Source organism: Pseudoalteromonas shioyasakiensis (assembly GCF_001550135.1).
In the GTDB taxonomy this organism is placed as follows: domain Bacteria; phylum Pseudomonadota; class Gammaproteobacteria; order Enterobacterales; family Alteromonadaceae; genus Pseudoalteromonas; species Pseudoalteromonas shioyasakiensis.
This window is the reverse complement of record NZ_LRUE01000025.1, coordinates 1-3,515: the sequence shown is the minus strand read 5'-3', so window position 1 is coordinate 3,515 and position 3,515 is coordinate 1. Positions and strand designations below refer to the sequence as shown.

At 42.5% G+C, this 3,515-nt stretch carries 2 protein-coding genes and 6 tRNA genes; 7 read left to right on the top strand and 1 reads right to left on the bottom strand.

Annotated features, from left to right (window positions below):
• The first annotated feature begins 90 nt into the window (after positions 1-90).
• The 7 genes from PASHI_RS21395 (at position 91) to PASHI_RS21365 (ending at position 1,438) form a co-directional block, all read left to right on the top strand.
• Positions 91-177, top strand: a tRNA-Leu gene (locus tag PASHI_RS21395).
• Positions 178-236: 59 nt separating this feature from the next.
• A tRNA-Gly gene (locus PASHI_RS21390) sits at positions 237-312 on the top strand.
• A 39-nt stretch (positions 313-351) separates the two neighbouring features.
• Positions 352-438, top strand: a tRNA-Leu gene (locus PASHI_RS21385).
• Between the two features lie 104 nt (positions 439-542).
• Positions 543-618, top strand: a tRNA-Gly gene (locus tag PASHI_RS21380).
• Between the two features lie 18 nt (positions 619-636).
• A tRNA-Cys gene (locus tag PASHI_RS21375) sits at positions 637-710 on the top strand.
• 35 nt (positions 711-745) lie between these two features.
• Positions 746-832 (top strand) — tRNA-Leu (locus tag PASHI_RS21370).
• A gap of 159 nt (positions 833-991) precedes the next feature.
• On the top strand, positions 992-1,438 hold the full coding sequence (locus PASHI_RS21365; protein WP_062566985.1) for a hypothetical protein: 447 nt from the start codon (positions 992-994) through the stop codon (positions 1,436-1,438).
• A 17-nt stretch (positions 1,439-1,455) separates the two neighbouring features.
• Here PASHI_RS21365 and PASHI_RS21360 read toward each other — a convergent pair whose 3' ends face one another.
• Entirely contained in the window at positions 1,456-2,874 is a 1,419-nt protein-coding gene (locus PASHI_RS21360; RefSeq protein WP_062566984.1) for an alanine/glycine:cation symporter family protein, read from the bottom strand.
• Positions 2,875-3,515 lie beyond the last annotated feature (641 nt).

Below are 3,515 nucleotides of genomic sequence, written 5' to 3'. Positions count from 1 at the left end.
CCATGCAGCGGATTGCAAATCCGTCTACCTCGGTTCGACTCCGGGTTCCGCCTCCATTCAACACTCCACGCGCTCTATGAGCAACCCGATGCCCGGGTGGTGGAATTGGTAGACACAAGGGATTTAAAATCCCTCGCTGGTAACAGCGTGCCGGTTCAAGTCCGGCCCCGGGCACCATTTGTGGTTAACTACAGCACCAAATGTGGTTATAAAAATGATATTAGAGTTAATATGATGCGGCACTAGCTCAGTTGGTAGAGCGCAACCTTGCCAAGGTTGAGGTCACGAGTTCGAGCCTCGTGTGCCGCTCCATATTAGCTTTATCCACTTGCTTTAAATAGCAAACCCGATGCCCGGGTGGTGGAATTGGTAGACACAAGGGATTTAAAATCCCTCGCTGGTAACAGCGTGCCGGTTCAAGTCCGGCCCCGGGCACCATTTTGATAAAGAAAAATTTGCGGCACTAGCTCAGTTGCCAGGACGTTATCATCGCAACCTCAAGGTTGTGCACCAACGGACAAAATACTGACAGAAACAAATTTGCGGCACTAGCTCAGTTGGTAGAGCGCAACCTTGCCAAGGTTGAGGTCACGAGTTCGAGCCTCGTGTGCCGCTCCAATTATTTGGAAGCGATAAGGCGGAATGGCAGAGTGGCCATGCAGCGGATTGCAAATCCGTCTACCTCGGTTCGACTCCGGGTTCCGCCTCCATTTAATACTCCACATGCTCTTACGAGCGGCCCGATGCCCGGGTGGTGGAATTGGTAGACACAAGGGATTTAAAATCCCTCGCTGGTAACAGCGTGCCGGTTCAAGTCCGGCCCCGGGCACCATTTATATAAAATACCTCTTCTCTTTTTCATTTATATTTCTTTTTATAATCTCATCAAATTATTTTTTTATTGCCAAAATAGCTTTATAGTTTCCTTAGTCTTTTTAAAACAGCTAACGCGTTTCAAGTTTTAATCAATAAATAGGATCAAGGAAAGATAATGGAGCAATTTAAACGTGGCTTAAATCAGTTTTGGGTAGGCGCCGTATTTGGGCTTTGTCTAGCGATCTCATTAGTACTCATTCCTGTTGCGATTATTATGTCGAACATTAACGACGTACTGAAAATTCATGAGGTGAGCGTGCTTGTCGATAAAGTATCGACTGTCTTTGATAAATCAGAACAAGCCATTAGTAATGCGAAAGCAGCGCTAACCGATTTCGATAATGACGTGGTGATGGATATGCTTACTGCTGTGCAATCTTATCAGCAACAATCGCAGCCATTACTAACCGCAGAACAAAAACAAGCATTAAAAGCGCAAATTAAAGATCAGCTTGTTACTGAGCTTGAGTCAAAGCTTAACGAGCAACAAATTACATTCATATTGTCTGTTTTTGAAAAGTTAGCAAATACAAAAAAGGGAGCACAAACGCTCCCTAAATAAGAATTTACTTAACTAGATTATTTACGCCATGCGCCTTTAGGAATGGTTTGATCTAGCTTTTTGTTTTGCGAAGGATCAAAAGTAGGTAATTTACCTGCCTTACGTTGTGTGTTGTAGTCCTTCGCGAGCCAAATAACGACGCCCGATAACATAAATAAAGCGATTACGTTAACAATAGCCATTAAACCCATCGAAACATCGGCAAGGGTCCATACTAGTGGCAATTCACCAAGTGCACCAAACATCACCATACCAAGTACCAGTAATCGGAAGATCAACATACCCGATGCATGGTTATGCTCTAAGAACAATAAATTGGTTTCGGCATAAGAATAATTAGCAACAATCGAGGTAAATGCAAAAAACAAAATTGCAATCGCAACAAATATTGCACCCCAACTACCAACGTGTTCTTCAAGGGCTGCTTGTGTTAACGCAATGCCTGTCACACCTGAATCAGGTATAAGCTGTTGTGATAATAAAATAAGGGCTGCAGTTGCAGTACATATAATAATTGTATCTACAAATACGCCGAGCATTTGTACATAACCTTGTGAGGCTGGGTGCGGTGGGTTAGGTGTTGCCGTTGCAGCAGCATTTGCAGCGCTACCCATACCAGCTTCATTAGAGAATAAGCCACGCTTAATACCCTGGATCATGGCCTGCATTACACCATAACCTATTGCACCCGCACCCGCTTGCTCGATACCAAAGGCACTATTAATAACATGCATAAATACGTTCGGTAATAAATCGTAGTTCATGGCACACACATAAAGTGCAACTAACAAATAAGCCAGCGCCATAAATGGCACAACCATTTCTGCAAAACGTGAAATAGTTTTTAAGCCACCAAAAATAATAATACCTGACCCTAATACTAAGCCGATACCTACAACATAGTTTGGAATACCAAACGCTACATCAAATGCAGCAGCAATAGAGTTTGATTGAACAGCATTAAATACCAATCCAAAAGCAAGAATAAGGCAAAGAGAAAAGATCACACCCATCCAACGTTTGCCCAAACCATATTCCATATAATAAGCAGGGCCACCACGAAAGTTGCCATCTTCATCGACGGTTTTATATGCTTGAGCAAGGGTACTCTCGGCAAAACTTGTCGCCATACCTATTAAAGCAATAAGCCACATCCAGAAAATTGCACCGGCACCGCCTAAATAAAGTGCAACGGCAACACCTGCCATATTACCCGTACCAACTCGCGCAGCTAGAGAAGTACAAAATGCTTGGAATGAAGAAATGCCATCGCCAGAACCTTGGCGGCTCTGAAACATCACTTTGATCATATGTGGGAATTGAGTGAATTGAATAAAACCAAGTCGAAGAGTGAAAAATAGCCCCGCAGCTATTAAAAGGTAAACCAGAATGTGACCCCAAAGGAGACCACTTATACTATTTATAATGTCTGTCATTTTTCTTGCCTTGTGAGCGAGTGGAAAATCTGCGGCGCAAGTTACCATAACAAGCGAGGAGAGTTTAGTTATTCTGCTAAAAAACATCAGTTATCCACAGTTGTTTGTGGGTAACTTGTTTGCGCTTGGTGGGTATCTGATTAATTTGAAAATATTCAAAAAAACCTTCAAAAAGTGCTTGCGTTAATTCTTCGCATCCCTATAATGCGCATCCACTGACACGGCGGGCAGCAATGAAAAGCGCTGAACAAGGTGACAGAGAGTTAAGTAAAACTTCGGTTTAAAACGGTCTAAAAAGAAAGTTTAAAATTAAGTGTTGACTCGAAAAATTAAGGATGTATTATACGCATCCCTAGCGACAACGTCGCAACGTTCTTTAACAATATAAAGCAATCATCTGTGTGGGCACTCGTACAGATTGAGTTCTAACAGCGAAGCTTAGTTTACTAAGTAACGCAAACAAATTTAGAGTCTCAATTGAACTGAGTGACCAACGGAAACAAGTTTACTTGTTTCAGCACAGTCAATTCGATATCGAAAGATATCAAAATTCAGAATTCATTGAGCACGAAACTTCGGTTTCAAAAAACTTTTAATTGAAGAGTTTGATCATGGCTCAGATTGAACGCTGGCGGCAGGCC